The sequence below is a fragment of the Winogradskyella bathintestinalis genome (genome assembly GCF_030407435.1).
Lineage (GTDB): Bacteria > Bacteroidota > Bacteroidia > Flavobacteriales > Flavobacteriaceae > Winogradskyella > Winogradskyella bathintestinalis.
The window spans coordinates 314,389-337,783 of the sequence record NZ_JASDDK010000002.1 but is presented as its reverse complement, the minus strand read 5'-3'; the positions used below and the strand labels follow the sequence as shown (position 1 = coordinate 337,783).

At 32.4% G+C, this 23,395-nt stretch carries 24 protein-coding genes; 8 read left to right on the top strand and 16 right to left on the bottom strand.

Features of this window, described 5'->3' with window-relative positions:
• Positions 1 to 64 precede the first annotated feature (64 nt).
• The gene (trxB, locus tag QMA06_RS06400; protein ID WP_290206038.1) at positions 65 to 1,048 is read left to right on the top strand and encodes a thioredoxin-disulfide reductase; all 984 of its coding nucleotides are present in this window, start codon (positions 65 to 67) and stop codon (positions 1,046 to 1,048) included.
• Between the two features lie 79 nt (positions 1,049 to 1,127).
• Here the strand turns inward: trxB and QMA06_RS06395 are convergent, their stop codons facing one another.
• Positions 1,128 to 1,964, bottom strand: coding sequence for a GIN domain-containing protein (locus QMA06_RS06395; RefSeq protein WP_290206037.1), 837 nt, complete (start codon positions 1,962 to 1,964; stop codon positions 1,128 to 1,130).
• Between the two features lie 689 nt (positions 1,965 to 2,653).
• Between QMA06_RS06395 and QMA06_RS06390 the strand changes: the two genes are divergently transcribed.
• A complete protein-coding gene (locus QMA06_RS06390; protein WP_290206036.1) occupies positions 2,654 to 4,864 on the top strand; it encodes a tetratricopeptide repeat-containing hybrid sensor histidine kinase/response regulator in 2,211 nt (736 codons plus the stop codon).
• A gap of 131 nt (positions 4,865 to 4,995) precedes the next feature.
• On the opposite strand, the gene QMA06_RS06385 is transcribed toward QMA06_RS06390, so the two are convergent.
• The 4 genes from QMA06_RS06385 to QMA06_RS06370 all read right to left on the bottom strand — a co-directional run bounded on the left by QMA06_RS06385 (position 4,996) and on the right by QMA06_RS06370 (position 8,486).
• Complete coding sequence (locus QMA06_RS06385; protein ID WP_290206035.1) at positions 4,996 to 5,724, bottom strand: head GIN domain-containing protein; 729 nt, start codon at positions 5,722 to 5,724, stop codon at positions 4,996 to 4,998.
• A 102-nt stretch (positions 5,725 to 5,826) separates the two neighbouring features.
• Positions 5,827 to 7,632, bottom strand: coding sequence for a PspC domain-containing protein (locus tag QMA06_RS06380; RefSeq protein WP_290206034.1), 1,806 nt, complete (start codon positions 7,630 to 7,632; stop codon positions 5,827 to 5,829).
• Positions 7,629 to 7,970 (bottom strand): PadR family transcriptional regulator, encoded by a 342-nt coding sequence (locus QMA06_RS06375; RefSeq protein ID WP_020896132.1) that lies wholly within the window; start codon positions 7,968 to 7,970, stop codon positions 7,629 to 7,631. Before QMA06_RS06375 ends, QMA06_RS06380 begins: the two co-directional genes overlap by 4 nt.
• A 69-nt stretch (positions 7,971 to 8,039) precedes the next feature.
• Positions 8,040 to 8,486 (bottom strand): DUF4870 domain-containing protein, encoded by a 447-nt coding sequence (locus QMA06_RS06370; protein ID WP_290206033.1) that lies wholly within the window; start codon positions 8,484 to 8,486, stop codon positions 8,040 to 8,042.
• A gap of 180 nt (positions 8,487 to 8,666) precedes the next feature.
• Between QMA06_RS06370 and QMA06_RS06365 the strand changes: the two genes are divergently transcribed.
• The 3 genes from QMA06_RS06365 to QMA06_RS06355 all read left to right on the top strand — a co-directional run bounded on the left by QMA06_RS06365 (position 8,667) and on the right by QMA06_RS06355 (position 10,596).
• Positions 8,667 to 9,122: a DUF4442 domain-containing protein gene (locus QMA06_RS06365; protein ID WP_290206032.1), complete on the top strand. Its 456-nt coding sequence runs from the start codon at positions 8,667 to 8,669 to the stop codon at positions 9,120 to 9,122.
• Between the two features lie 228 nt (positions 9,123 to 9,350).
• Positions 9,351 to 10,175, top strand: a complete 825-nt coding sequence (locus tag QMA06_RS06360; protein WP_290206031.1) for a TIGR00266 family protein — start codon at positions 9,351 to 9,353, stop codon at positions 10,173 to 10,175.
• Between the two features lie 223 nt (positions 10,176 to 10,398).
• Positions 10,399 to 10,596 (top strand): hypothetical protein, encoded by a 198-nt coding sequence (locus tag QMA06_RS06355; protein ID WP_290206030.1) that lies wholly within the window; start codon positions 10,399 to 10,401, stop codon positions 10,594 to 10,596.
• Between the two features lie 114 nt (positions 10,597 to 10,710).
• Here the strand turns inward: QMA06_RS06355 and QMA06_RS06350 are convergent, their stop codons facing one another.
• Positions 10,711 to 11,649, bottom strand: coding sequence for a LysR substrate-binding domain-containing protein (locus QMA06_RS06350; RefSeq protein WP_290206029.1), 939 nt, complete (start codon positions 11,647 to 11,649; stop codon positions 10,711 to 10,713).
• A 135-nt stretch (positions 11,650 to 11,784) separates the two neighbouring features.
• Here QMA06_RS06350 and QMA06_RS06345 point away from each other — a divergent pair, with 135 nt between their 5' ends.
• Positions 11,785 to 12,264, top strand: a complete 480-nt coding sequence (locus QMA06_RS06345; RefSeq protein WP_290206028.1) for a Dps family protein — start codon at positions 11,785 to 11,787, stop codon at positions 12,262 to 12,264.
• 129 nt (positions 12,265 to 12,393) lie between these two features.
• Here QMA06_RS06345 and QMA06_RS06340 read toward each other — a convergent pair whose 3' ends face one another.
• From QMA06_RS06340 to QMA06_RS06310, 7 genes are all read right to left on the bottom strand, one after another.
• Complete coding sequence (locus QMA06_RS06340) at positions 12,394 to 12,858, bottom strand: DUF2141 domain-containing protein (RefSeq protein ID WP_290206027.1); 465 nt, start codon at positions 12,856 to 12,858, stop codon at positions 12,394 to 12,396.
• 182 nt (positions 12,859 to 13,040) lie between these two features.
• The gene (locus QMA06_RS06335; RefSeq protein WP_290206026.1) at positions 13,041 to 14,372 is read right to left on the bottom strand and encodes a DUF58 domain-containing protein; all 1,332 of its coding nucleotides are present in this window, start codon (positions 14,370 to 14,372) and stop codon (positions 13,041 to 13,043) included.
• Positions 14,372 to 15,379, bottom strand: a complete 1,008-nt coding sequence (locus QMA06_RS06330; RefSeq protein ID WP_407704304.1) for an AAA family ATPase — start codon at positions 15,377 to 15,379, stop codon at positions 14,372 to 14,374. The genes QMA06_RS06335 and QMA06_RS06330 overlap by 1 nt, the downstream gene beginning before the upstream one ends.
• Before the next feature lie 102 nt (positions 15,380 to 15,481).
• On the bottom strand, positions 15,482 to 16,681 hold the full coding sequence (locus tag QMA06_RS06325) for a DUF4350 domain-containing protein (protein ID WP_290206024.1): 1,200 nt from the start codon (positions 16,679 to 16,681) through the stop codon (positions 15,482 to 15,484).
• Positions 16,674 to 17,402 (bottom strand): hypothetical protein, encoded by a 729-nt coding sequence (locus tag QMA06_RS06320; protein WP_290206023.1) that lies wholly within the window; start codon positions 17,400 to 17,402, stop codon positions 16,674 to 16,676. Before QMA06_RS06320 ends, QMA06_RS06325 begins: the two co-directional genes overlap by 8 nt.
• Positions 17,395 to 18,315, bottom strand: coding sequence for a hypothetical protein (locus tag QMA06_RS06315; RefSeq protein ID WP_290206022.1), 921 nt, complete (start codon positions 18,313 to 18,315; stop codon positions 17,395 to 17,397). Before QMA06_RS06315 ends, QMA06_RS06320 begins: the two co-directional genes overlap by 8 nt.
• Complete coding sequence (locus tag QMA06_RS06310; RefSeq protein ID WP_290206021.1) at positions 18,312 to 19,319, bottom strand: stage II sporulation protein M; 1,008 nt, start codon at positions 19,317 to 19,319, stop codon at positions 18,312 to 18,314. The genes QMA06_RS06315 and QMA06_RS06310 overlap by 4 nt, the downstream gene beginning before the upstream one ends.
• Before the next feature lie 35 nt (positions 19,320 to 19,354).
• On the opposite strand from QMA06_RS06310, the gene QMA06_RS06305 reads away from it, so the two are divergent.
• Together QMA06_RS06305 and QMA06_RS06300 are read left to right on the top strand one after the other, a co-directional pair.
• A complete protein-coding gene (locus QMA06_RS06305) occupies positions 19,355 to 20,080 on the top strand; it encodes an RDD family protein (RefSeq protein WP_290206020.1) in 726 nt (241 codons plus the stop codon).
• Between the two features lie 155 nt (positions 20,081 to 20,235).
• A complete protein-coding gene (locus tag QMA06_RS06300) occupies positions 20,236 to 20,862 on the top strand; it encodes a trimeric intracellular cation channel family protein (RefSeq protein WP_290206019.1) in 627 nt (208 codons plus the stop codon).
• A 354-nt stretch (positions 20,863 to 21,216) separates the two neighbouring features.
• On the opposite strand, the gene QMA06_RS06295 is transcribed toward QMA06_RS06300, so the two are convergent.
• The 3 genes from QMA06_RS06295 to QMA06_RS06285 form a co-directional block, all read right to left on the bottom strand.
• Positions 21,217 to 21,645, bottom strand: coding sequence for a DUF4268 domain-containing protein (locus QMA06_RS06295; RefSeq protein WP_290206018.1), 429 nt, complete (start codon positions 21,643 to 21,645; stop codon positions 21,217 to 21,219).
• A 155-nt stretch (positions 21,646 to 21,800) separates the two neighbouring features.
• Complete coding sequence (locus tag QMA06_RS06290) at positions 21,801 to 22,475, bottom strand: ZIP family metal transporter (RefSeq protein WP_290206017.1); 675 nt, start codon at positions 22,473 to 22,475, stop codon at positions 21,801 to 21,803.
• Position 22,476: 1 nt separating this feature from the next.
• On the bottom strand, positions 22,477 to 23,208 hold the full coding sequence (locus QMA06_RS06285; protein ID WP_290206016.1) for a class I SAM-dependent methyltransferase: 732 nt from the start codon (positions 23,206 to 23,208) through the stop codon (positions 22,477 to 22,479).
• Between the last annotated feature and the right edge of the window lie 187 nt (positions 23,209 to 23,395).

Sequence of the window (23,395 nt, the reverse complement as noted above, 5' to 3'; positions counted from 1 at the left end):
ATAACTTATAAGTAAGGTTTTATACAAAAAACCTACTTTTGTTTTACGTAATAAAACACAAGATATGTCAGATACGATAGAAAAAGTAAAATGTTTAATTATAGGTTCTGGACCTGCAGGGTATACAGCTGCTATTTATGCTTCTAGGGCTAATATGTTTCCGGTTTTATATCAAGGAGAACAGCCAGGAGGTCAATTAACCACCACTAATGATGTTGAAAATTTTCCGGGTTATCCAGAGGGTATCACTGGGCCTGAAATGATGATTGAATTACAAAAACAAGCGGAACGATTTGGCACTGATGTGCGTCATGGTTGGGTTACAAAGGTCGATTTTTCAGGGGATATCCATAAAGCGTGGATAAATGAAGAAAAGGAAATTCATGCCGATACTATAATTATTTCTACAGGTGCTTCTGCAAAATATTTAAACTTACCGTCCGAACAAAAATATTTAAAACTAGGAGGCGGCGTGTCTGCTTGTGCGGTTTGCGATGGTTTCTTTTATAGAAATCAAGAAGTCGTAATTGTTGGAGCCGGGGATTCTGCTTGCGAAGAGGCTCATTATTTATCTAAACTTTGTAAAAAGGTCACCATGTTAGTGAGACGTGACGAATTTAGAGCTTCTAAAATCATGGCGAAACGTGTAAAGAATACAGAGAATATTGAAATCTTATTTAATACAGAAACGGAAGAGGTTTTGGGTGACGGTCAGGTAGTAACGGGTGTCAGGGTGTTTAATAACCAAACTAATGAAAAACATGATATTGAAGCCACTGGTTTCTTTGTAGCTATAGGTCATAAACCAAATACAGATATTTTTAAAGACTATTTAGATTTGGATGGCACTGGTTATATTATTAATGCAAAACCAGGCACCAGCAAAACGAATGTAGAGGGTGTATTTGTTAGCGGAGATGCTGCAGACCATGTTTATAGACAGGCAATAACAGCAGCAGGAACAGGCTGTATGGCAGCCTTAGATGCTGAACGATATTTAGCTGCTAAAGATTCTGATTTTGAATTTGTAACTCCGACTTATAACTAAATAGTTGTTATAATTTATTACATTAAAAGAGCCGAAGTATTAAAACTTCGGCTCTTTTATTTTAAGTTATAATCTATAACTACCGTTGCTTTTTTTGTAATTTAGAGGTGTCTTCAAATTTAGTAATGGTTATCGCCGGATTCCCAAAAAGATAAATCTCACTATCACCAGAAGCCGCAATCGTAATACTTTCAGTGGCCGATATGGTTAAGTCACTACTATCTTCTAAAGTCGCTTCAACCACTTTTACATCAAATTTGGCTCCATCAAACTTGGTGGAGCTATCTAATTGAAATAATGCACTATCTGCAAAACCTTCTATCACGGCGTCAGAGCGTTGATATAAAATAAAGCCAGTTACTTTACTATTTATAAGAGCGTCTAGTTTACAATTGTCGCTCAATTCTATTTTTGTAGTTTCGGCATTTAAGTTCAATCTTGTTTTCGATTTTCCTGAACTTTTATAATCGATGCTTTTTGCATTAATGTTAAGGTAAGCTCTTGAATCGTCTGCCGTTATTAAAGTGACATCTCCCAATTCCATTGAGGTCAGTGATCTAATTTCTCCATCACCTCTGGTCTCTATGGTTTGTAATCCCTCACTATAATTTACAGTAATATTTAATTTTTTTTTGGTCGTAATTTTCATGGCTTCAGAAAAAGTAAGAACACCATCTACAACATTAAACTGTATCACGTCATGTAGATTGTCATCAGCTTCTACACTTACCGAAGGTTTACTATTATAAACGACTTCTACAGCAAAATCACTGTCAATTACAATTGTATGGAAATCGTCGACGTACGTTTGCTTAACCGTGACATTTCTATCGCCTTTAATCTTTTCTGTCGATTGTGCAACTGCCCATTGAGAAAGGGCAATAAATACAAGCAGAATAAGTAATAATTTTTTCATATTTAAAAGTTTACTGTCTTTAAGCGTAGCAAAACACGCTACTAAGGGTCATTTTTTTCATCTATATAATCCTTAAGCTTATATTTTGCAGTTCAATATTAATGATTTCTATTTAATATTGGTCAATTAAAAGTAATTTAACTCATAAGAGCAAAAATCAGCCCAAACTTATAAAGTAGCTGAATAAGGCGTGATATTTCATTGTTTTAGGGTTTTAAAATACGTGGATAATTTAGACCTCTAAACTGAAATGTTGACATAGTATAAATTTCTATTTAATGTTTTACTTTATGAACGATAATCAGCTTAAATGATTACGACCTTGTATTTATTTTTAAATTCTTTATACCGTTTAACTCTCATAAATAGCATGTGATAAGATTAAGAGTTAGATGGTTATATTTTTATAAATATTTTGAGGGTTTCAATTTGAGTTCATCAAGGTATTGCACAAATTGTAATTTGGATATAATTAACCAAGACATAACCCCATGTGAAGATTCCATTTTAGTAGGGAATAATTATTTTATCAAATAAAAAATAGTAAATTGTTGAATGATAATCCGGCTGATTAGTCTTAATCATAACGATATAATTTTTATAATGCAATTAATTATATCGTTATAAATATTAGGATCAAGCCTTTATAAAATAAATAACGATATTTTTGAAAAGAAATTTAGCCCAGAATGGTCACCAACAGCACTGAAAAAGTCTATCAATTACTAGAAGAAGCCTACACTTCTCGAACCAACGATATTTCCAATAGTATAGCTATTACCAAAAAAGCATTACGTTTAAGTGAAGAAATTAATGACAAGGCGCTAATAGGCAAAAGTTTGAATAAATTGGCGCTTTACTATATGGTAATTAGCGAATTTGAAAAATCTAATGTTTTATCAGAACGAGCGATTCAAATTTTTAAATCTATTAGCACCCAACATGTTGGTATTGCAGATGCACTTTACAATATAGGCAGCGTATTCTATAAGACAAACGATTTTTATAGCGGTTTAATTCAATTGTTAGAAGCTTTAAAAATTTATAGAAATGCTGATGATTTACATGGCGTTTCTAAAGTAGAAAAGGCGGTGGGTACTATCTATGAATACATTGGGGATTATGAAAATGCTTACAAAACATACGTCAGTTCTTTTGAGATTGCTTCCAAGTTATCGGATAGAAATTTGGAATCCAATGTGCTCAATAATTTATCTGGTTTATTTCTGAAAAACGATAATATAGAATTGGCGAAAGAAAAAATAAATCGCTCAATTATATTAAAAAATCAGGCTAAAGATACCAGAGGTCTCGGGTTTGCTATATATGGTCGTGGAAAGATTTTTTTAAAGACAGGTCAATATGAAGAAGCTAAGCGCGATTTTTTTAAAGCATTAGATATCCATATGGAACTGAATGAGCAAATGGGCTCTGCCATGTGCTTAACGAAGCTTGGGGAAATGTATAATAAGCTTCAAGATTTTGAAAAAGCAGAATTTGTACTTAAGCAAAGTTTAGAGATTGCTGTTAGTATTAACTCCGCAATGTTAAAGATTAAAACGTACAATCTCCTTTATAAGATGTACAAAGGCCATCGCAATAATGTAGATGCCTTGAAATTTTTGGAACTTTATGTTCACGAGAAGGAAAAAATAACAAATTCACAGACAGTAAAAATTATTGAACATTATGACCTCATTAATCAAATGAATAATTTGGAGAATGAAGCGAGAATAAATAAAGAAAAACAAAAAGCTACCGATAAAATAAACAAAGAAGAACAGGAAGCAGTGAGGTTAAGACAAGAGTTTTTGTCTATTATGAGTCATGAAATCAGAACTCCATTAAATGCCATCACTACTATAATTTCAATTTTAAAGGATAATATCATTAAAGCCGACAAAGAATTATTTAATAGTCTCCAGTTTGCTTCTAATAATTTAATAAATACTGTAAATGATACGTTAGATTTTACAAAATTAGATTCGAATAAGTCGGTATTAGAAGTGCGCAATGTTAATCTTAAAGAACTATGTTCAAATATTATTAATTTACATAGCAATAACGCAAATCTCAAGGATCTTAATTTAGTTCTTAATAGTAATATCCCTCCAGACCGTTATTATTCCATGGATCAACCTAAAATCGGTCAGATATTAGGTAACTTAATTAGTAATGCCATAAAATTTACTAGGAGTGGAGGTGTAGTTCTAAATACTGTATTAATAGAGGAAGATGACGTTTATGATACCATTCAGTTCAGTGTTACTGATTCAGGAGAAGGCATTTCAAAAGAAAATTTAGATGTTATATTTGATAGTTTTTCGCAAATAAAACCTGTAATTTCTAGAGATCAAGGCGGCACTGGATTAGGACTTGCTATTGTTAAAAAATTAGTAGAATTACATCAAAGCGAAATATTTGTTAGTAGTATTCTTGGCAAAGGATCAGAATTTTATTTTGAGCTAAAACTAAAAAGAGTTCTCAATATTATAAAAGTAGAACCGATAGATTATAGTAAATTGAAAGGTAAATTAGCCCTCATTGCAGATGATACTTTAATTAATGCCTTACTTATGAAAAAGGTCTTGAAAAAATGGAATGTGTCGTCTGATCTGGTTAAAGATGGAAAAGAAGCGGTAGAAGCCTCTAAAATTAAAAATTATGATTTTATTTTAATGGATATACATATGCCGATAATGAATGGTGTCAAAGCCACCAAAATGATTAGGAATACTAAAAATAAAAATAATAATACACCAATTTTTGCCGTCACTGCTGACGTTCAGATAAAAGAACGTAAAGAAAATAGAACCTTGTTTGATGCTATTTTATGGAAGCCATTAGAAATTGAAAAACTATATCTTGCTTTATCGAAAATAAGTGAATTAAAAGCGTAAGTTTCACACTGCTTACATTTTGAAGATTGAAAATAAGATCAAAAAATAACCATCCTAAACTCTAATTAGAATTTAGGATGGTTTGTCTACTGAGAGTATCTCAGTACAGGTTGATTGGCTGATAAAAGTATTTATTGTTTTCTTATATTTCCTGCTGAGGTATCAGACTTTTCAATGATTTGAGGATTTCCTGAATATTCAATATCTCCACCACTTGTCGCTTTTGCCATTAATTTTTTAGACGTATTGACTGAAATGTCAGCACCACTTGTAGCTTTTACATTAGAGGTTTCTGCTAGTAATTCTGAGGCATCTATATCGCTACCGCTGGTTGCTGATGCCTTAAAGCTAATCGTAGTACCACTTAACTTAATATCACTTCCACTTGTAGAATTACAAGTTAATGCTTTAGTTTTTACACTGAGTTTTATATCTGCTCCACTTGTGGATTTTAAGTCTAAATTAGAGACTTCAATAGTGTTTCTAGAAAACACATCGCTTCCGCTTGTTGCTTTTATTGCCGATATGTTTTCAATATTTAAAAACACTTTTTTCGATGCAGCTTGTCTAATATTTTCCGTAGCGTAGATTCTTAAAACACTATTTTCAACCTCGGTCATTATTAGGTCCTGAAGGTTTTCATCGGCTTCAATGGAAATTCCAACGTCATCCGTTTGTGTAATATAAAGGTCTAGACCGTGGCTGACTTTAATTTCTTCGAAATCTGATGAGATTGCTCTCTCAACTTGAACAACATTGCCGTTGCCATCGATACCCGAGCCTAAATTCATTGATAAGTTACACGATAGCATTAAAATACTGATAATACTGGTTGCTATAATTCTTGTTAGTGTGGTCATGATTTCTGTTTGTTTTTTGATTGATGAATTAAATTTTTATAAATTTAAGATGATTATATACCATTTGATAATAAAGAGTGATGAGCTGTTAAAAGTTATGGCTCAATTGTCATTAACTTCTATATCCACCCCGTTTTCTTCATTAATTTGAACGCTAACCTCTGGTTGATCGTCAATAGATGCGTTTGTTTTAGTTACGGACTCAATAATTTCCTTTTCTACCTTGGTAAAAATTTCCTCGTCTTTTTTAGATGCTTTACAGTCTAAGCAAAGTACATCACCATCAAGAACTTTATAGTATTGGTTGCCCATATCGTATTTTAATAAATTTCTCTGTGCGTAGTAGTCTTGAGTAAATCGAGGTGCAAAATCATAAGGAAAAAATATAGTGCCTTCCGGAAGATAAAGTGTAACTTCAATTCTTTGATCGCTAAATTTATTGACTGCATCTGTTGTTAAAAATGCATCTAGATTTAAAACATTATCTTCAACGGAATAATTATAACTTATATTCTGAGCCCGATCTCTTGCCGTATCATAATTACTACCTCTTGCAAATCCGTTAATTTTAATACTAGCTAAAGAATCTGTCGTAGATTTTATCATCAATCTAATATCAGTCGTTGAAATTATCTTTTGGTCATTATTTGCACGGGTTATTTTATAATTGTGATAAGATCTATTCAAATGTCTATTATAACTGTCATGACCAATCATTTTAATTGCCAAAGTATCTCCAGATATAACATTTATAGGTTCTTCTACCTGTGTAATATTAGCGTCGTATGCTTGCTCAGTAGCTTGTTTCACTCCGGTTATAATTAGCCCTATAATAGACACAATCCAAAGCCCTAATAATGTAAATTTAGCCACATTGCCAATGGATTTTAAGTTGTTGACCAGAATTTTTAAACCTAAATAAAATATAAAGAAAAATGGAATGCCAATAGCGAAGAATAATAGTATAGACATTAACCAAATTGGAATATTTGCGGCATTCGAAGCATCAATAAAATCCATACCAGGAAAATGAATGGCATCGGTTATACCAACGGTAAAAAGTGCGATTATTAAACTTATTATGGCGCTTATACCAATAATTATTAATAATATACCAATAAATTTAGCGATGACTTTTAAGAAAAACATTATTATAGTACCAATGGTCTCAAAAAAGGATTGTGAACTCGATTTTAACTTACTACCTTGTTTTTGAAAATCAACACTTTTTACAGATTCAGAAATATTATCAGACACATGGTCAAAACCTTCTTTTAGTTTATCACCATGTTTTTTTAAATCGACATGTTTAAAGTTTTCCGAAACTGTATCAATACCGTCTTTAATTTTTTTTTCGATGTTGCTAATATTTACAGGATCACCGGTCATGGTCAGTTTTTCGGCTGTGGTTTTTGCTTCAGGAATTAAAGCCCAAAGCAAAATATAGAGTAATACTCCTGTACCAGCACTAAAAAATAGAATAACCCAAATAAGCCTAATCCACAGCGCATCGAGTCCAAAATAATGGCCTAAACCAGCAGCAACACCGCCAATATAAGAATTGTCTGTATCTCTGTATAAACGTCGGGATGATGTTGATTTTTGTTTATAATCTTGTTTTGGCTCATCTTCAAAAATTTCGTCGTCTACAAGATAGTCTTCTGGTTGGCCCATAATGGCAATAACGTCGTCAACGAGTTTAACACCTACGACCTGTTTTTCATTCTGTATGCGCTCAGAAAACAATTCTGCAATGCGAGCTTCTATGTCTGCTATAATTTCAGAACGACCTTGAGAGTCCGTAAATGAACGTTTTATAGCCTCAAGATAACGCGATAATTTAAGGTATGCATCTTCATCTATATGAAAGAATATACCTGCTAAATTTATATTGACTGTTTTATTCATTTTTTTGGTGTTTTTGTATTGGTTACTAGGTTAACTGCATTTTGTAAATCGCTCCAAGTGGAGTTTAATTCATTGAGAAACAGTTTTCCTGTTTCCGTAAGACCATAATATTTTCTTGGTGGTCCAGAGGTTGATTCTTCCCAACGGTAATTGAGCAATCCAGCATTTTTTAATCTTGTTAATAGCGGATATATAGTTCCTTCTACCACAAGCATTTTAGCGTCCTTTAATGTGCCCAGAATTTCAGCAACATATGCATCTTCATCTTTTAAAATGGATAAAATGCAATACTCTAGGACACCTTTGCGCATTTGTGCTTTTGTGTTTTCTATCTTCATATTTTAAGAGTCTTAAATTTGATTAAACTGTTCATTTTTTGATTGATTTGATTATTGATGAAATATTAATTATTTTAAAAAGTTGATGGTGAGAGGAAATTTAAATTCACGTCCATCTCTTGCGGATAAACTTGCTTTAACAATAAGTGCCAATTCCACAATAAAAGCCATTACGGCTAATACTCCTAAACCTCCTCCTATATAAAGCAGCGCAGAAGGCTCACCGACATTGATATGGAAATTATGAAACCCATTAAAATCGATAATATCCAAACCTCTAATTAATTTGAAAATGAAAAACGGTACACTGATCGTTCCAATAATTATAGCATATAGCAAAACACTTATTTGAAAATTAATAGCTTGCTTACCATGCTGATCTATAAATTCTGATTTGTTCTTATTTACCGACCATAATACAATGGGGCCAATGAAATTTCCAAACGGAATTATAAATTTAGAAAAGGTGGACAAATGAATGAATGTTGCTAAATTTTTATGATGATTATCTAACATATCTAAAAGTATATAATAGTTTCTTATACAAATATATGTCTTTAAAAAGGTATTATGTTACGCATAGTACTTAAAATTAACATTTTTTTAACATTAGTTAGGTTGAATATTTTGAATTATTTTAGTGGAAATTATAGTGTTAATAAGTTTCCCAATGTCATGGGAATGAAATAAATTTCAATGAATATTTCTCCTTCAAAACTCAACTCTTTTTTAATGTTCAAGCTTCCTGCGGCCTATTTTACGGGTGTAAGAACAAAAGAGATAACCAACAACTCATGTAAGGTAATAGTAAAACATCGTTGGGTAAACCAAAACCCATTTAAATCCATGTTTTGGGCAGTACAAGGCATGGCGGCAGAATTAACCACTGGTGCATTGGTGATGAAAAAGATAAGAGAAAATGGTAAAAAAATTTCAATGTTGGTAGCGTCTAACAATGCGTCATTTTCTAAAAAAGCCACAGGAAAAATCACATTTACCTGTACCGAAGGTGGTAAAATTGATGAGGCTATAAGACAAGCAATTGAATCAGGAGAAGGGCAAACGGTTTGGTTAAATTCAAAAGGCATTAATGAAGAAGGAGTGGAAGTTTCTGATTTTAATTTTGAGTGGACGTTAAAAGTTAAATCTTAGTATTATCATTATGAGATCCTAAAGAATGTTTATGTAGATGGACGTCTTGTTTTGGTAGTCTGATAGACCTAGAAAAAGAGAGGTATCGTTATAGTATTCATTTTCAAAGTGCCCTTCATGTAATTTGAAATTTTTTTAATGATGTAACAAAATCTAAAAAAGTACAACCTATAAAAGAATCAAGTACTACTGAATTAGTTCAGTATCTCAATCAAAAATTAATTTATTATGGAACAACTACCTAATTATAATGACAGAAATGCTCACGAAATAGATTATCGCATCTATGGAGAAGAAATGCAATATGTAGAAATAGAACTCGATCCTCAAGAAGCTGTTATTGCTGAAGCTGGAAGCTTTATGATGATGGACGATGGTATAAAAATGGATACTATTTTTGGTGATGGTTCTCAAAAAGATACGGGTTTTCTAGGTAAAATTCTTGGTGCTGGAAAACGAATCCTAACGGGAGAAAGTTTATTTATGACTGCTTTTTATAATAACCTTACAGGGAAACGAAATGTTTCCTTTGCGTCTCCATATCCCGGAAAAATAATTCCTATTGATTTAACTGAGTTTGGAGGTAAATTTATCTGTCAAAAAGATGCTTTTCTTTGTGCAGCTAAAGGTGTTAGCGTTGGCATTGAGTTTTCTAAAAAATTAGGTCGCGGACTTTTTGGAGGGGAAGGATTTATAATGCAAAAATTAGAAGGAGATGGAATGGCCTTTGTGCATGCCGGAGGTACAACTGCCGTAAAAACATTGGCAGCAGGTGAAACCTTACGTGTAGATACCGGTTGTATTATAGGTTTTACGCAAAGTATTGATTACGATATTGAATTTGTAGGAGGTATTAAAAATTCTATTTTCGGCGGAGAAGGTTTATTCTTTGCTAAATTACAAGGCCCTGGAAAAGTATTTATACAATCGTTGCCGTTTAGTAGATTAGCAGGTCGTGTGCTAGCCTCTATTCCCCAAGGAGGAAAATCGAAAGGAGAAGGCAGTATTCTCGGAGGTATCGGCGATTTGTTAGATGGAGATAATCGTTTTTAAAATCAATGTATTAGCTAATTGTTAATTCGTGTCTCAGCACATTATCATTCAGTATCTAAGCATGTTTTAAAACTAAGAAAATCTCATTTTTTTAACATAATTAGCTGTTAAACTTTATAGGATCTAAATTAGATTTCAAAAATTTTACTACCTTTAAGACTGAATTGAAATAATAGCCTATAGAGAACATCTACTTTTGTTAAACCTAAAACCAAAATCACCTATGGCGCGAGCAATGTACGAGTACACTAAAACTGTACTTAGTAAAGTGAGTTTTGATGCAACATTATTTTGTAAGGAAGTTCAAAAAGCAGTTAGACGATTATTGCCTCATGAACTTGAAGAACTTAGAATTTTTGTGCAGTCCCTAATCAATCAAAACCCAGAATTAAATCAATGTTTAATTTATTTAAAAGCATAAATAAAAAAGCGACTTTCGAGTCGCTTTTTTTATAATATTTTGGAAATCAATCTGTAGAGTTATCTCTGTAAATCATCATACCTCAAGATCAATAGTTGAAATTTCTTTTTAAATCTATTTCGCTTTTGGACTTATGATTTCTACATTCTGAAAAGCAATGGCTCCACGAATTATTCCAGAAATTACGTTGTGCATAGCATCAATAATTTGCATCTTTAACTCGCTTTTATGATATATAATGCTGACTTCCCGAGCAGGAGATGGTTCATTGAAGTGTCTTAAATTCGGATTCAATTTCTCTTTAATATCTAATGTATGTAAATAGGGGAGCAGTGTCATTCCCATTCCTTCATTAGACAACTTAATTAAGGTTTCGATACTACCACTTTCAAGCTGGAAATTTTCATCAATTTGATCCTTGAATGATTTACATAGATTTATAACCCCATCTCTAAAACAATGACCATCTTCTAAAAGTAACATATCATCAATACTTAGATCAGAAACGTCAATAGTTCTCTTGTCTTTTAATCGGTGACTTTCGGGGATATAAGCTACAAAAGGTTCATAATATAATACACGTTCTTTAATGTTGTCGCTCTCTAGTGGGGTCGCCGCAATAGCCGCATCTAGGTGACCATCACTTAATCTCGATAGAATTTCTTCAGTGGTTAATTCTTCAATCTTTAGTTTAACTTTTGGAAATTTTTTAATAAAAGTATTTAAAAACATTGGTAACAGTGTTGGCATAATCGTTGGAATAATGCCCAAACGAAACTCACCGCCAATAAAACCTTTTTGCTGATCTACAATATCTTGAATTCTATCGGCTTCATTAACAATATTTCTGGCTTGATATACAATTTTACGACCAACATCAGTTAATTCAATTGGTTTTTTGCCTCTATCAAAAATCACGATATCTAATTCATCTTCTAATTTCTGAATTTGAGTACTTAACGTCGGTTGCGTGACAAAACATTTTTCCGCTGCTTTAGTGAAATTCTGATGTTCTGCTATCGCCAAAGCATATTTGAGTTGTGTAATGGTCATAACTATTAATTTAGACTATAAAAGTATATAAACTATTCATAAAAACTATGCATATTAAAGCTTATTTGAGTCGTAAATTTGAATAAACAATTCAACCATACAATATTGTAATATTGAATTAAAAAAATATATATCATGACACTAAATAGTATAGGTTTAGACACCGAAAAAACGAAAGTATTAGTTGATGAATTAAATCAGTTATTAGCAAATTTTCAATTGTATTACCAAAACTTAAGAGGTATTCACTGGAATATTAAGGGTAGAGCGTTTTTTGATCTTCATGTAAAATTTGAAGAATTGTATACCGACGCTAACTTAAAAGTTGATGAAATTGCAGAACGTATATTAACACTTGGAGAAACACCGCTGCACACATTTGACGATTATACCAAAGCAGCTAAAGTACCTGTTGGAAAAAATATTTCTAAAGACGAGAAAGCAGTACAACTGATTGTAGATTCTCTATCGGAATTATTAAAAATAGAACGTGGAATTTTAGAAACTTCAGATGAAGCTAATGATGAAGGTACAAACTCAATGATGAGCGATTTTATTACTGAACAAGAAAAAACGGTTTGGATGATGAAAGCTTGGTTGGGTGAGACCGTTTAATTTACAGAAAATTCAAATCTACTAATGTTTTGTTAGTAGACTATAATTTTTTATAAAACGATATTTCATAACTAGATAAAGCCAGCAATATGCTGGCTTTATTTTTACTTCGATAGATATTTCTAAGGCTTAAAATCTAATATTCAGGTTTAAATCTTTATTGTAAACAGTGAATTTGGCATCCTCATAATTTGGTGGGCCAAATGACATAGAATTATTAGAAATGCCATACGATTCTAATGGCATACCATTGTCTCTAAAGTCCATTTTCCCATTACTGTTTGCATCGTGGAAAGCAATAATTGCATAGTCGCCAGCTTTAACGTTTTCAAAAGTAACGGTTATTTTTCCGTCTTTTATTTCAGATTCTGCACTCATTAACCCTTTGCCTTTCATAAAAGTGTCAGCGGTATGAAGTCCTAATTTAACTGTTCCTTTGTCGCTAGTTACATTATTTATGGTAACTGTTACAGTAACGCTCTTATCTTGAGCGAAACCGAATAGTGTGGTGAATGCAAGCGCTAGTGCTAAGAATAAATTTTTACTTGCAAATTTGGTTGTGCTTTTTTTGAATTTGTGAATCTTTAATTTCATAATAAAATTGAATTGGTGGTTAGTAAATAATACGGTTCTTTTTTGTTGATGATTCAAATATCATATAATAGCTTCAATATCTATTATCGCAATTACTGAACTGTATAATTATGAGGATGAGCTGTGTTTTTTTAGTTAAAAGTGATCAGTTCACTCCCTACAATCCATTTACCAGCAACCGGCTATAATAATCCTCTCGCTTTTATTTCCAAATATTTGTTAATTGTATTAATCGTTAAATTCTCTGGTGCCGTTAAAATGGATTGAATACCATGTTTTTGAAGTTCGGTGACAATTAATTTCTTTTCGTAAACAAATTTTTCAGCAATAGTTTTCTGAAAAATATCGAAGGTATTATGAGCATTGGTCTTAGTGAGTTTCTGTAACTCTGTGTTTTCAAAAAATATAACGACTAATAAATGATGTTTAGCAATGGCTTTTAGATAAGGTAATTGGCGATGAAGCGCATCTAAAGTTTCAAAATTGGTGTAGAGTAGAAGTAGACCACGTTGTGTAAGACTTCTTTTAATATCGATATATAGTCTAGAAAAGTCAGATTCCGCAAAATCAGTATTAACATTATATAGGGTTTCTAAAATTAAATTCATTTGCGATGGTCGTCTTTCTGCAACGACCTTATTATCTACCTTGCGAGAAAAGGTAAACATGCCAGCTTTATCTTGTTTTTTAAGCGCAACATTACTAATAACTAAAGTGGCATTGATGGCATAATCTAAAAGGCTTAAACCTTCAAAAGGCATTTTCATAGCTCTTCCTTTGTCTATCACAGAATAAACAGGTTGAGAGCGCTCGTCTTGAAATTGATTAACCATCAATTGATTACGTTTGGCTGTGGCTTTCCAATTGATATTTCTTATATCATCACCGTTAACATAATCCTTAATTTGCTCGAATTCGATAGTATGACCTATGCGACGTATCTTCTTTAAACCATATTCAAATAATTTATTCGAAAAAGCTAGGAGCATATATTTTCGTAGCTGCAAAAAAGATGGATAATTGGGAACCATCGCATCTTTGGCAAATTGATAACGTCTAATTACAAAACCAATGGGTGAATTGGCATAGATATTAAGATTACCAAAATAATATTCGCCACGTTCTAAAGGTCTTAACGTATAAGTGATTTTCTTTTTATCTTGCTTTTTGAGTTGGGTATTAATTTCAAAATCGCGCTTTTGATATTGAAAAGGCATTTCGTCGATGAGTTGTAAATCTGCAGTAAAATTATAAGTATTCTGAATGGACAACTCTATAGGGTTGTCGTCGCCATTACTTAGTTTTTCAGGAAGAATTCGTGATGCAGAGATTCCTTTTTGTTTGTACAATAAAACGAAATCAATGAGCAATAAGCCAATAGCGATAAAGAATAATGTGATGATTATGTTTAGTAATCCTGGAAAAATATACGCAAGGATAAACAATGCTACCAAAATCATGGCAACCACAAAAAACCGAAAGGTTAAATAGGTATGTTTAAAAAAGCGCTTCACTATCTTGGAATCTCAATGGTTTCGAGGATTTGGTCCACAACCTTTTCCACAGTAAAAGCTTCCATTTCACGTTCAGGTGTTAATACTAATCTGTGTTTTAAGACGGCTTTTGTACATCGTTTTATGTCATCTGGCGTTACAAAATCTCTACCATTAATCGCGGCATTCGCTTTGGCAGCATTTAAAATTGCAATAGAGGCTCGCGGTGATGCACCTAAATATAAATTGGCATTGGTTCTGGTATTATGCACAATAGATGCAATATAACTCAAGAGATTATCTTCTACGACTATTTGCTTAATGAGGTTTTGATAGTTTTTTATAGATTCCGCAGACAGTACCGCTTTTATAGAATTAAAATCCATTTGGTCTTGGCGAGAATGATTATCAACCAAAATCTGAACTTCGTCTTGTAGCGACGGATAATCCACTTCAATTTTGAACAAAAAACGATCTAATTGTGCTTCTGGCAAACGATAGGTGCCCTCTTGCTCAATTGGGTTTTGGGTAGCGAACACTAAAAAAGGTAGTTCCATGTCGTAACGTGTACCATCCATAGTGATTTGGCGTTCTGCCATAACTTCAAATAAAGCAGCTTGTGTTTTTGCTGGCGCTCTGTTAATTTCGTCAATCAATACAATGTTCGAGAAAATAGGTCCTTTTTTATATTCGAACTCACTAGACTTTACATTAAAAATTGAAGTTCCTAAGATATCACTTGGCATTAAATCTGGCGTAAATTGAATACGGCTAAAATCTACAGCCATAGTTTTAGCAAGCATTTTTGCCGTAACTGTTTTTGCCACACCAGGAACTCCTTCTATGAGTGAATGCCCATTGGTTAAAATAGAAATAATTAAAAGTTCAATCATTTCATTTTGTCCAACAATGAATTTTGCAATTTCTCGTTTAATGTCTTCAACACTATTTTGAAGCGGTTGTAAATCAATTCGGCTTTGAAAATCTTCGGAAGTCGGTTGAGGAATCGGTTCGGTTACTTCATCTATACTTTCGTTAACTGGATTTGCTTTATTAGCGCTATTTTCTTCAGTTGAATTTGTAGCGTCAACACGTTCTGATGATGGTTTATTTTGGTCTTCCATAATAACTTATGTTCGTTTAAAATGTTCTATTTTTTTATTCAATTCTATCAGCTCTCGCTCTGTATGATCCGTTTTCGACTTTAAAAAGAGAATGTAATCTACTAAGGCTTTTGTTTCTTCGTTGGTATGGTTAGATTTTGCGGCTAGTTTATTTATAAAACTAACATTAAATTGATTGGTTTCTAAATAATATTGCGTTCTTACAAACTCTAAAAAGTATTGAATTTTCTTTTCAATTATATTAGAAAAATCGCCATGTTGGTAATACAATTCGCCAATCGTTTTTGTGAAATCCACGGTAGCATTTTCGAGTTTATTAATCACGGGAATTATACGTTGTGTGCGTTTTCCTCTAAAAATAACAAAGAGTATAAGCCCGAACATACTAATGTAAAACGCCCATTTAAGAGCAGAGTTTGATAAAATAAATCGCAGTGGACTTGTGATAACTTTTCGGCCACTTTTATAATTGTTATCCCAAATAATCTGTTGCTTTGGCATGTAGGATAAAACGGTTGCTGCATAATCTTCTTTATCGTCTAAAAGATGGTAATTGGTAAAAGCAAATGGGTTGGTATGTAGAATAAATTGCCCACTATTTTCGCCAATATCTATTTTAATAAAGTTGGCATGTGTTTCATCTATCTCATCGTCGTTTTGGGTGGTAATCGTTCCTAAAATGGTAGTTCTTAAAGTGTCAACAGATTCAAAAAAACTATTTTCTATAACATCTTTATAAATTCTGTTATTGGCTTTGAGGCTAGGACTTGTAAATTTTGTGTCGGCTTCTTTCCTATAAATATTGGTGTATTGGCGTTGCACACTAACATTCAGGGTGTCCATGACATTACCATAGAAATAAGTGCTGCTGATAAAAACGGTATTGCCGTCTTCAACAAATTGTATTAAAGCCTCGGATTCTTCTTTTCCGAAATTGATATGGTCATTGATAAAGACAAGGGATTTTGGTTCTGAAAATGTTTCGTCCTTTAGGTATTCGTAAATCGATTTCTCAGACACTAGAATTTCATCTTCAGAAAACGTGTTCAACTCATTGAAAAGCACATAACAACCCAAGGGTATTTTATCTACCGCAGAATACGAATTTCGCCAGTTCAAAGCTTTTGGTTTAGTCACTTCGGCCACCATCATAAAAACGATTACAGCTCCAATGATATAGAGCGCAACTTTAGAACGCTTATCCATGCTGTGTTGTTTTTATTAATTGATTAAAATCGGCTTGGTTTTTATTAAAACTAGCTTTGTCTATAGGAAATTCCCCGTACCAAACATAATCGTATATATAGGATACACGTTTAAATAAGATTTTGAGTTGGCTGTCGTTTATTTCATTGAGGTAATCTGAATTGGTCTTTTCGAAATGCCAATCTATAATTTGTTTTTTTGCTAAGAACTTTAAAGATTGTAGATAAAGGTAACGTGTTGCGAGTCTGTAATTATCATCTTTTAAAGCTTTTGAAATTAACTTATCGAAATCTATCTGTTCAATATTTTCTTCCACATAACTGAAACCTTCAATAATTTTATTTTCAGTCTTGAAAACAGATCTTATTGGATTATCTAAGAGAAATTTAATTAGCAGGTATAAAACAATAATACCTAATAATCCATATACAATGTATTCCAAAGTTTGATAGTCGATAAAATCGATATCGAACCCAAATACATCTCCCAACCAGTTGAAAAATTTTCTGAGAACACGTTGCATGAGATTAATACCGCCTGTGTCATTTATAGAATAATTGAAATCGTCGCCCGAATACTGCTCTTTAAAGTTGTCTTTAAAATAGGTTACATCGAGTTGAGACGAGTCTTTTTTAATTATAGCATCTTGCGCTTCTAACAAAGCAGAACTCAAAACGGTGCATAAAAACGTGTGACTATATTTGAGTTGAGCGTTACTCATTTATACCAATTTGGTCGATTTTCTTTTGAAGGAATACATTGTATTTCAATTCATTTAGGTTGTAATATAAAATACCGTAGGCTATTTGTGATAAGGCCTGTGTATAGATAAATGATAATAAGAATGCCGCAAAACCAATGGTAAATACTAATGTCGCGAAAGTACTTGTGGCTAAATCTACATTGCTCTCTACTGAGAAATAGACATAGACTCCAATAATAACACTTGGAATTGAAATGATGAGCATGGATATCATAAAGTTAAGAATACCAATAACCAAACCGAATAAAACAATACGCCAAAAATTTGACATTGTAAAACTAAAGCCTTCTGAAAGTGCGTCTCCGATGCTTTTACGGGTTGAGAAAATAGACATAAATGTTAAACCGAAAACGGCGCTCAAGGTAAAATTTAAACCATATTGCGCTAACATACCTAATAATGGAATAAAAGCTAAAACCATGGTGATAATCATATATGCTACTACAAGAAGTGCTCCGATAAGAATAAAAACGATGATGGTACTTAGGTTCTCTAAAATACTTTTCCAAATACGTTTTGATGCTATATCACCTTCATATTTAACATAATCAGCAACGTAAGCACTAGAAAAACTAAAGTTAATTAACGACGTCACAAAAAGAATTAAAAACAGAATAATAGCTCCAGCAATAAAGTAGCTTTCGGTTGCTACATTGTTACCCATTCCAAATCTAAAATCTTGACTCGCCAACCCCATAAAACCTGTGACCAATAGATAAGAGCAAATCAAAGTCAGTATAATACTTATTGCGTTGTACCGGAGATATAGATTGGTGTAGGTTTTAAAATTATGTTTCAGAAATAAAAAGTAGGTATTTATAATATCTCCAAACGTATTTCTTGTTCTAAGTTCAATATACTTTTCGTTCACGCTATTAAGGATTTGGGTTGTAATTGTGATGTGGCGACCTGTGGTTTTATTTTATGTGCTTTGTTTAAGGCAATAGGGTAAACGATATAATAGAAAACAATTATAAATAACGATAAAAAGATAATACCATAAGCCAAGAACCAAGGCATTTGTTCGCCATATCGGGTTATAAATCCTTCAATAAATCCAGCAATTACAAAGAAAGGTATTGTGCTCACTACAATTTTTAAACCATCTTTAGCACCTTTCATAAAAGCAACCCGTCTCGAATAGGTTTTGGGGAATAAAAAGCTATTACCCATAACTAATCCTGCACAACCTGCAATAACAATTACAGAAATTTCAATAGTGCCATGTAACCAAACTGTCGATGTTTTATCTAAAATTCCATGATTATAAAAAAATGTAATAAAGGCGCCTAGCATAATGCCGTTGCTAAAAAGTACGTAAATCGTTCCCACGCTAAAAATTGCTCCACAGGCAAAAGCGATGATAGCGACTCTAATGTTATTAATGGTAATCCCTAAAAAGGTGCCAATTTCACTACCGCTTTTATAAACAGCCATGGGTTCACCTTTTTCAATGTTTTCTAAAGTCATATTTACATAGCCATCGCCAAGTATTAAGCGAATAAAAGAATCATCATTTAGAGTTGAAACTGCACCAATAGTTACGGCCGCCATGAAAATTAGAAAGGTGTAAAGTAAGGTTTTATGATATTGATAAAAGAATAATGGAAATTCGTCACGCCAAAATGAAACAATTTTATTTTTCGATTCTTTTTTGGTGATATAAATTTTCTGATGTGCTTGCGAAGCTAAAGAATTGAGATACAACAAAGTTTTGCTCTCTGGATAATACGTTTGAGCATAAGATAAATCGTTGGTAAGTTGTATATAATAAGAAGCTAAGTCATCAGGATTTATTTTAGCATTATTCTCTAATGCATTTTCAAATTCAATCCATTTTTCCTTATTTTGCTTCACGAATGACGCTTCGCGCATAAATCATTTTTAATTAGAAACGAATATACATTTCAATGAGCAAATTAGCAATTAACACGGCACAAAATGTCAACTTAGATTATAAGTTAATTGGTTTAGGTGAACGCATGGTGGCTTTTTTAATTGATGGGATTATATTATTAACTTATATGACCATTATTGAGAATTTGGTTTCGGTTTCTGAAATTTTTGAAGCCGATAGCTGGACCAGACGTGGTTTTTTAGGATTGTTAACCTTACCTGCACTTTTTTATTCTGTGATTTGTCACATACTTTTTGGAGGACAGACCATTGGAAAAATGATCTTAAAAATTAAAGTTGTTAGCGTAGACGGCTCGCCAACACAGTGGTATAATTTCTTTGTACGTTGGATGTTGAGAATTGTTGATTTATGGATTTTTTCACCATCTATAGGGCTTATTAGTATTTTATTGTCAGATAAAAAGCAGCGTGTTGGAGATGCCGCTGCAGGAACGGTAGTTATAAGTGTGAAAAAAAATCACAAAATTACCAGTACTATCTTAGACGATATCAACGACGATTATATCCCCGTTTTTAGTAACGTCACTCAGTTATCAGACAAAGATGTGAGGATTATAAAAGATGCTTTTACAATTTCTAAAAAGAGCAATGATTTTAAAACCTTAACGATTTTAAAAAATAAAATTTGCGATACCTTACAAATTGAGTCTAATTTATATGATGTTCAGTTTATCGATACCATATTAAAAGATTATAATTATTATACACAGAACATGTAAGTAGAAGCTATTTTTGTTTAATTAAGGATTGTAGCATTTATTTGTAGTCAATACAACTAGACTATCACAGAAAGCCAATTTCTGAGAGTTATGCAAAATATTTTAGACTATGATTTCAAGATCAATACAGGTGAAATAAAAGAAACAAATAAACTATGTTTTTCCAATTTATAGATATTTTAGGAACCATAGCATTCGCTATTTCTGGTGCACTCGTGGCTATGAATAAACGGATGGACCCTTTCGGTGTACTAATCATTGCTTTTGTAACTGCCGTTGGTGGTGGAACTTTACGAGACGTTATGATTGGTATTGAACCCGTTTCGTGGATGAGAAATATGACATTTGTGTATGTCATTATTGGTTCTGCTACTTTTGCTGTAATCTTGAAAAATCGTATAAATTATCTTAGAAAATCGTTATTTTTATTCGATACTATCGGTATTGCGCTTTATACAGTGGTTGGCGTAGAAACCGGACTTATAGCCGGTTTGCACCCTTTGATTTGTATTGCTTTAGGAACTATGACCGCTTGTTTTGGCGGGGTTATAAGAGATATACTTTGTAATGAAATTCCAGTAATTTTTAGAAAAGAAATTTATGCTACGGCTTGTATTTTAGGAGGGTTAACTTATTTCTTATTATTACAATTTTTAGATGAAAAGAACTACTTATTTATTATTGCTGGTTTGGTGGTAATAATAGTGAGACTGGTAGCGGTACGGTTTAAGATTAGTTTACCTAGCTTATATAAAAAGGATGAAACATCAAAACTAGATTAGATGCCACAAATTTAAAATCAGTAAAATTTATGTTTACATTTTTCTTTTTATGAGAACTTCGTAAGTAATGTCTAAATCTATTGTCTGTAATTGATTTTTTTGAATAATTATTAAAATTAGTCATTTGGAGAATTACAAATTACAATAAGTTATTTTTTTTAATCCTGATGGTTTAGGACACTTTTTATTAAAATGTAAGTCATAGGTAACCATTCAATGGGCTAGCATTTAGTCTGCGGACAGTTTTCTCCATTGTGGTTTGCGGTCTGTATAAAGTTAGTAAATTCGTTCAATGAGCTCGAATGCAATTACGCAATCAAAAACGATCTTAATTGTATTAGGGTTTTGATTGTCCTAACTTTTTATTAAATCTTGATATTCATAAAAAAAGGCTTCAAATAAACTCATGTTTTTATTAAAGAATTTCATAACTTCTCTCCACGTATTTTTATTATGGATAGATACTTTTTTTCCTAGAGGTAAGTAGATACGTGAAATTTCTTTACCATTATCTAAAAAGTATTCTTCCTCATAAATGGCGTCTGGCAAGAATTCACTTTTTAATATGCTTTTTAGAGCCACTAATTTTTCCCAACAATTAATGCGGTTTTCTAAATCATCTTCTAAGTCTAATGCAATCAACGCTTCTTTAGTGTCGAAATGGAATTTAAAAGCAACTCCTTTTATTTTGGTGTCGTATAACAACCATTTTCTAGGAAATGACTTTCCGAAGCTCGTCCAAAATTGTTGTCTTAATTGTCTTGATTCTTCTTTTGAAAACAAAGTATAGTGATTTTGAATTCAAATTTAGTAATAAAATTGATTGTTTAGTTCATTGCATGGTCGAAGGACATGAAAATCTGATGTGCTTTCTTAATCTCATCAGATTGCTTCGTACCTAAAACTGATGGAAATAAGAGGTATAAAAATTCAATTCTTTAAATAAAATAAGCAATCAAAATACCCAAACAAATCGCCACTAATTTCGATAAATTAAATTTATGGCCCTCACCAGTTTCAAACAAAATAGTAGTAGAAATATGAAAAAAGATACCGATAACTATAGCATTGATGACATCGACATAATTAGTCATAAAACTAGAATGGTTCGAAATGAATGTACCTAGTGGTGTCATTGCAGCAAAAACCACCAAAAAACTAATGATTTGTAATTTACTGTAACTAGACTGTAATAAAAAAGTAGTGATTAATATGGCAATTGGGATTTTGTGAATCAGCACTCCATAAACCATATCGTTGTGCTGGTGGATAGGAAAACCTTCTAAAAAGCTATGAATACATAAACTAATAAATAGCAACCAAGGAAATTCAGTATCTTCTTTGTGTATATGAACATGACCATGTTCTGCTCCTTTTGAGAAAAACTCTAATATTATTTGAAGTAAAATACCGCACATAATATATAAGCCCGTTAGCTTCGCATCGATATGGTGATAGACTTCTGGTAATAAATCGAAAAGTGTCAGTGCCAGTAGAAAGGCACCACTAAAAGACAAAAGCAATTTGGTGTAAATTGACTTTTGCTTTTTGGTTAGTAGAGCAATGACAACTCCAATGATAACGGCTAATAGAGGTAATAGGTAGCTATTCATTTTACTTAAAAATCATAATTAAGCGTTCTGATGTTTTAGAATGAAATTTTCGCAATTTAAAATCGCCAAAAATATCCAACAAATGAACACCTGCTTTTTCAAATAGGGTCTCAAAATCTTCTAAGCTAAATGCCTTTACGCGTTCTTGAAATTCAAATTGTTCTCCATCAGCCTCAAAACTGATGTCTTTTATAATATAACCATCTTCTACATAGCGCTTTTGATGGAAATCAATACCCTCAACCGTTTTAATATCTTCGGCAACTAAATTTTCGACGACATAGTTGGTATTCATAAAATCTATGACTCCAAACCCATATTCATTGAGTTCAGCTTTGATGGATTTTATTGTTTTAAGATTACAATCTTCATCATCGAAATATCCAAAACTTGTAAAAAGATTAAAAACGGCATCAAAAGTATCGGGATACGTTTTACTCATATCATGAACATTGAACTTCAAGGTTTCATTTTCAAATTGCTTTGCGTATTCAATACTTTGCTCAGATAAATCAACTCCAGTAACATTATATCCCAATGAGTTGAGGTATACAGAATGTCGGCCCTTGCCACAAGCCAAATCTAAAATCTTTCCGCCCGCTGGTAGATTAAGATACTTGGTGAGATTATCCATAAACCCTTGGGCTTCATCATAGTCTCTATCTTTGTATAAAATATGGTAGTAAGGCGTGTCAAACCAAGAGGCATACCATTGTTCTGTGGATTTATTCATATCATTATCTACGAAAGCAGTCCCGAATTTGCGAGATTTTTAGTTTAATTATTTATAAATCAGATTTTTTCCATTTTACATACCTTGAGGTGAACCCTACGGATTGTACGCAAGGCAACGATGACGTAATTGTTGGAATTTTCAAATAATATAATTGTTTATTGCGTCCTGCAAAAATACTGTATTT